We start from the raw sequence: 6,000 nt of genomic DNA, 5'->3' as shown, positions 1-6,000 counted from the left end.
GCGCCGAGTGTGGCCGCCTCAATCACGTCGGGCAATTGCCACACCCCTACGGAGGTAGATCACGACGCGATCTCGACGTTGCGATTAGTTCGCCTGAATGTCTGTGGGCCTGAAGGTCTATGACGTCCAGCTTGCGAGTGCCTGCTTCCAGGGATGCCAGAGGTTGGCTTCCAGGACCGCACTGGGTCGGAGGCGGATCGTCCGCTTCAGGACGAAGGACCAAGTCTGCTTCCCACCCTTTTCGGACCTTAGCTAGGATGCGCTGACGAGCTTCACCTTCCACCGACCGCGCCTGGCCTGATCACTGCTTCATAGCCCTGTGTGGCCGCGTGTGGTTCAAAGGCGGGTGGCTTCGGTCCAACTCGCGCAGCCAGACCATGAACCTTGCTTGGCTGCACAGAATTCCGGCTACCAAGCCGGCTGCACTCGCCTTTGTAATCGAGGCGGATAGGTGCGGGGCACGCTGAAAATAACCGTTACGGCTCAATGGCACCACTCGCCCCAGGTGCGGGGCACGCAGCCCTGAACGCACACGATTATTCCAGATCTGCTCGAGGAGCCAAAGATTCTTCAATCCTCGCAATCGCTTCGCCCCGTTCCGTGAAGCGTCTCCCGCTCCGGCCGAGGGCTGGGGCAACCCCGCGTTGCGCCGGAGCGCCATTCGCCTTCGAGGGCTTCCTTCGTCGACGCCCCGCCGCAGGGCCCTGTCGGTCCGCGCCGTCGATGAACCGCCTCCCGCCGCGCGGCGTTGACCAGCATCGCCAAACGGAAAAGCACCTCCATGATCTCCTGCAAGACCGCGCTCGCCGGCGCCTTCGCCCTGGCCGCATCCCTCACGCTGACGGCCGGAACGGGGGCCCAGGCCCAGGCCGGCGGCGTCGGAGCCGGACCGGTGAACTCGAAATCCTCGATCACCGGCCAGACGGGCCGGAAGGGTGCGGCCGGCACAAAGTCCCGGCGCGGGACGATGAAGCGCCGCTCCGAGATCGAGATGCCCCGACATCAGGACGCCTGAACCGCTGCGACGGAGGGTAGCGCGAACCGATCCGCGTTCCGCACGTTGACATTGTGACGAAATCTTCTCTCGAACCTCGGTGACATCATGAGACGGACGGTCCTGGCTTCGGCCTCAATCCTCGGCGCCCTCGTCCTGCTACCGGCGACGGCCGACGCGCAGAAGGCGGCGGGCGGCGGGGCCGGCGTCGTGAGCGGTCCCACCGCTGGCGGCGGAGGCGGCTTCGGGGGAGGCGGCTTCGGCGGTGGCCGCGCAGGCGGCGGAGGTGGTGTCGTGAGCGGCCCCGCCGCTGGCGGCGGTGGGGGCTTCAAGGGCGGCGGTTTCGATGGCGGCCGCGCAGGTGGCGGCATCGCTGCGGGCGGCATCGGGGGCGGCAGTAGCGTCGTGACGGGGCCGGGCGGCGGCGGTCGCGGCGGCTTCAACGGCGGCTACGGCGGGTCGCGCTTCCAGGGCGGCAACAGCGTCGTGACGGGACCGGGCGTCGGCGGTGGAGCGGGTTTCGGCAACCAGGGCTACCGTCGCGGTGGCTATGACGGCGGGCGGGGCTACTACGCCGGGCGCGGCTACGGCTATCGCCGCGGCTATGGCTACGGCGGCCTCGGGCTCGGCCTGGGAGCAGGCCTCGCGGCCGGGGGCCTCGGCTACGGCTATTACGGCAACGGCTACTACGACGACGGCTACGCGCCTGCCGGCTACGATTACGGCGACGTGGAGGTCGAGACCGAGGCCGTGCCGGGCGGCGGCGATGCCGTCGCGTATTGCAAGCAGCGCTTCCGCTCCTACGATCCGCGCTCGGGCACCTATCTGGGGAACGACGGCCGCCGCCGCTCCTGCCCGTAGCACGCGCGTCCTCTCCTGACAGAAATCCCCGCGGGCCGAATGGCGCGCGGGGATTTTTCGTTCAGGGCAGCAGCGCGGTGCCGGACGCGTCCTTGATCTCGACCATCGCGCCCATCCCGCTCAGGCAATGCGCGATCCGCTCTTCGACCTCGGGCGTCAGGGCCTGCACGCGCAGGTGGAGCGTCGTGTCGGTCCCCCCCGTCGCGGAGAGCCGGTAGACCACGCCCTCGCTGGAGAGTTGCCGGAGCAGGTTGTGCGCGGCCCGGCACATGCCGTTCATGTGCCGCCTCGGGAGATCTGCATCCACGATCACATCTCCCGGCGGGGCTGGGCGGGCAGGATGCCCTGTTGCACGTCGCGAGGAAACGGATGGCCCGGCTCACGGTTCACGAAGCTTGTCTGCTGAGGCGCCGACCCGCACGGGAACCACGAAACGGGCCACGATCGCGGCCGCGCCTCATTCGATCTGAATCAAGAGGGTGACGGCCCCGAAGATCAGCACGGACAGCACGGCAAGGCCGAGCAGGATCAGGGCGGCGCGGGATTCGCGGAACTGGTCGTCGGTCATGGCAGGGAGGCTAGTTCGCGCCGCGCCGGCTGGGAAGGCTCGGCTCCTCGCCCGCGATGCCCTGTTCTTGTGCGGCGGCTGGCGATCTTCTGTGCGAAGCCGCCATGATCCAGGCAACACAAGCTTGACCATTCGGAAGATCTCGCCAGTCTTGACATCGTTAACGGTCCGTTAACCGCATCGTTCGTAAGTTAACGATCACTGGCCCGAACCTCCGAATTCCCCACGACAACTTGCTGCGCAGGATCCCCATGGCCGCCTCGCTCCGCCGACCGCTCGTTCTCTTGCTCGCTGGCGACGAACTCACGCGCCGCATCACCACGACCAGCCTGGAGGCCTTCGGCTACGACGTGCTGAGCACCCGGCAGGCCGGCGAGGCCGAGGCCCTGCTCCTGCAGCCGGGTCAGCGCCGGGTCGACGTGCTGGTCACGGACGCCGACGTCAGCGACACGGTCGACGGGCTCTCGCTGGGCACGGTGGCCCGCCTGCTCAACCCCAGGGTGAACGTGATCTACACGGCCCGGCTCCCGCACACGATCCCGAACAACCGGAAGGTCGAGGGTGCGCCCTGCCTGCGCACGCCCTACCACGCCCACCAGCTCGTCGGCCTGATCGGCGGCCTGCGCAGCCCGTCCACCACCCGCGAAGCCGCCTGAGACGGCACGCCCGCGGAGGTCGTCGGTCCCCTCGCCGTTTCCACCGGCGGGCCGCGGGCATCAATCCGCTCCGTCTTCGAACATGATAGGCGAGGTGATCCGGCGCACGGACGCGGCGCGGGTCGGCGGGCAGATCCGCTGACGGGATCTCCGGACGCCGCCGATGTTCAACGACACCTTCCTCATCCAGCTCGCCATCGCGGGTCTCGCGCTTCTCCTGTCGGGCCCGATCGCGCTCGTCGTGGTGCTGCTCCAGCGCGGTCGGATCGCCGCGCTCGAGGCCCAGCTCGCCCTGATCCAGCGGACGAGGGTCGCGCCCCAGGCGAGCGCACCGGTCGAGGCGCCCGCTCCCCCGACACCGCAGCGGCCGACGACGGTCCCGCCGGTGCGGGCTGCGGCACCCCAGGAACCCGCACCGGGACCCGCAGCGCCGCGCCCCTCCTTCGAGGAGCGCTTCGGCACCCGCTGGACCGTCTGGGTCGGCGGGCTCGCCCTGGCGCTGGGCGCGCTCCTGCTCGTGCGCTACTCGGTGGAGCAGGGCTTCTTCGGGCCGGCCGCCCGCATCGCCGCGGGCTTCGCGGTGGCGGCAGGCCTCCTCGCGTCGGGCGAGGCCCTTCGCCGCCGCTTGCGCGGCGCGGGGCCGACCGGCTGGCCCGACATCCCGGCGATGGTGACGGCCTCCGGCACGCTCGCCCTGTTCGGCGTGCTCTACGCCGCTCACGCGCTCTACGGCTTCATCGGTCCCGCGACCGCCTTCCTCGCCCTCGGCGCGACCGGGCTCGGCGCGATGGTCGCCGCGCTGCTTCACGGGCCGACCCTCGCCGGGATCGGCCTCGTCGGGGCGCTCGTCACGCCGCTCCTCGTCGGCAGCGATTCCCCGAGCCTGTGGCCGCTCACCCTCTACCTGCCCGCGGTGACCGCGAGCGCCTACGCCTTCGCCTGGACCAAGGGCTGGCGCGCGCTCGGCCTCGCCGCAGGCGCGGGCGCGGTGCTCTGGAGCCTAGCGCTCGCCCTCTCGGCGAACGGTCTCGACGCGACGGCGGCCGCGCTGGTCCACGCCATCCTTCAGGGCGGCCTCGCGGCCTTCCTCTTCGCCGTGCTGCCCCATCGCGGCCGGCCGGAGGAGGGGGCCGAACCCGATCCGGTCGCAGCCGGCGCGCTGGCGGTCGTCGCCCTCGTCCTCGCCGCCGTGCTCGCCCTGACCGTGGTCTCGGAGGGCTATGGCGGCGTCTGGATCGCCGCCGCGCTCGCCGCGGTCGCGATTCCCGCCGTCGCGGGCTTCCTGGCGCCCGCCGCGGCGGCGGGGCTCGGCGCGGCAGGATTGACGCTGGCCGCCGTCGTGGTGGCCTGGCCCGCGGTGACCGGTCCGGAGTGGGACCGGTTTCCGATCTGGGGCGAGACGCACGAGCCCGGCCTGCTCCTCGGGCTCGCCGGCCTGTCGGCGCTCGCCATCACCGCCGCCGGGGCGCTGCGCCTCGTCGGCGGCGCTCGCCTGCCGCCAGCGACCCTGCTGATCTACGCGGCGAGCGCCGCCCTGACCCCGCTCGCGATCCTGGCGCTCGCCTATCTGCGCCTCGCGCAGGGCCTCGTCTCGCCGGGCTTCGCCCTCGCGGCGGGGGGCCTCGCCCTCCTCATGGCGACGCTGGCCGGATTCTGCCGCCGCCTGGGCGACGCGACCTTCGGCGAGGGGAACCTTGGCGACGCCCTCGCCCTCGGCCTCGGCGCCTTCGCCTCGGCGGCTTTGGCCGCCCTCGCGCTAGGTCTCGTCTTCGCCGTCACGGGCGGCTCGCTGACCGTCGCGATGGCGCTCGCCGCGCTTGGTGCGGCCGCCATCGCCCGGCGCCTCGACATCCCGGCGCTGCGCTGGTGCGTGGCCGGGCTCGGCCTCGTGGTCGCGGCGCGGCTCGCCTACGATCCGAGCGTGGTCGGCCCCGATCTCGGGACCCGCCCGATCCTGAACTGGCTCCTCGTCGGCTACGGCCTGCCCGCGCTGGCCTTCGGCCTGTCGGCCCGGCTGATCCGCCGGCCCGGCCGCCCGGACGACGCGCCCGTTCTGATCGCGCAGGGCCTGAGCCTCCTGCTCTCGGCCTTCCTCGTCTTCCTCGAGATCCGCCACGCGCTCAACGACGGCGACCTCTACGCGCCGACGACGGGGCTCCTCGAACAGGGGCTGCTGGCCCTCTCGTCCCTCGGCTTCGCCGCCGTGCTGGTGCGGATGGACGGGGCCCACGGCTCGGCCGTCATCCGGTTCGGCTCGCTGGCCTTCGGGGCGCTCGCGCTGGCCCAGAGCCTCGTCGGGCTCGGGCTCGCGGCCAACCCGCTCCTCACCGACGACCCCGTCGCCGGCGGAGTGCTCCTCAACGCGATCGCCATCGCCTACGGCCTGCCGGCGCTGACAGCCCTCTGGCTCGCCCGGACCGCGCGGAAAAGCCGGCCGGACTGGTACGTGCTCGGCGCCGGCGGGCTCGGCGTGGTGCTCGCCTTCCTCGGCCTCTCGCTGATGATCCGCCACGGCTTCCAGGGTCCGCGGATCGGCCTCGACCGGGCGACGAGCCAGGGCGAGTGGTACGCCTATTCGGCGGCCTGGCTCGGGCTCGGCCTCGCGCTGCTGGCCTACGGCGTGCTCCGGGGCTCGCTGAGCGCCCGGCTGGCCTCGGCGGCGCTGGTGCTGATCGCGACGGTCAAGGTGTTCCTGTTCGATCTCGCCGGCCTCGACGGGCCGCTGCGGGCCCTCTCCTTCCTCGGCCTCGGCGCCGTGCTCATCGGCATCGGCCTCGTCTACCAGCGCTTCGTCTTCGCGAGGCCGAGGGCAGCCGCCTAGGTCCGGCGATCGGGGCCGTCGCGCGGCGCCGTGAAGCGTTGCCAAATCCGTCGGATGGTCCAGTTTAGAGGCGAACCAAATACAAAACTCACGTGAGCGA

At 71.8% G+C, this 6,000-nt stretch carries 5 protein-coding genes; 4 read left to right on the top strand and 1 reads right to left on the bottom strand.

All coding sequences use genetic code 11. The features are described from left to right. Positions 1-781: 781 nt before the first annotated feature. Together MFF55_RS14670 and MFF55_RS14665 are read left to right on the top strand one after the other, a co-directional pair. Positions 782-1,015, top strand: a complete 234-nt coding sequence (locus MFF55_RS14670; RefSeq protein ID WP_238244845.1) for a hypothetical protein — start codon at positions 782-784, stop codon at positions 1,013-1,015. A gap of 87 nt (positions 1,016-1,102) precedes the next feature. Further along, positions 1,103-1,855: a BA14K family protein gene (locus tag MFF55_RS14665; protein WP_238244844.1), complete on the top strand. Its 753-nt coding sequence runs from the start codon at positions 1,103-1,105 to the stop codon at positions 1,853-1,855. A gap of 61 nt (positions 1,856-1,916) precedes the next feature. Here the strand turns inward: MFF55_RS14665 and MFF55_RS14660 are convergent, their stop codons facing one another. After that, positions 1,917-2,162, bottom strand: a complete 246-nt coding sequence (locus MFF55_RS14660; RefSeq protein WP_238244843.1) for a hypothetical protein — start codon at positions 2,160-2,162, stop codon at positions 1,917-1,919. A 512-nt stretch (positions 2,163-2,674) separates the two neighbouring features. On the opposite strand from MFF55_RS14660, the gene MFF55_RS14655 reads away from it, so the two are divergent. Next, entirely contained in the window at positions 2,675-3,079 is a 405-nt protein-coding gene (locus MFF55_RS14655; protein ID WP_238244842.1) for a response regulator, read from the top strand. A 163-nt stretch (positions 3,080-3,242) separates the two neighbouring features. Further along, positions 3,243-5,900 carry a DUF2339 domain-containing protein gene (locus tag MFF55_RS14650; protein ID WP_238244841.1) on the top strand — a complete coding sequence of 886 codons (2,658 nt, stop codon included), beginning with the start codon at positions 3,243-3,245 and terminating at the stop codon, positions 5,898-5,900. Positions 5,901-6,000 lie beyond the last annotated feature (100 nt).

It is taken from the genome of Methylobacterium iners (genome assembly GCF_022179305.1).
GTDB lineage: Bacteria > Pseudomonadota > Alphaproteobacteria > Rhizobiales > Beijerinckiaceae > Methylobacterium > Methylobacterium iners.
Note: the sequence above shows the minus strand (reverse complement) of the source record. Positions and strands in the feature narration are given on the sequence as shown.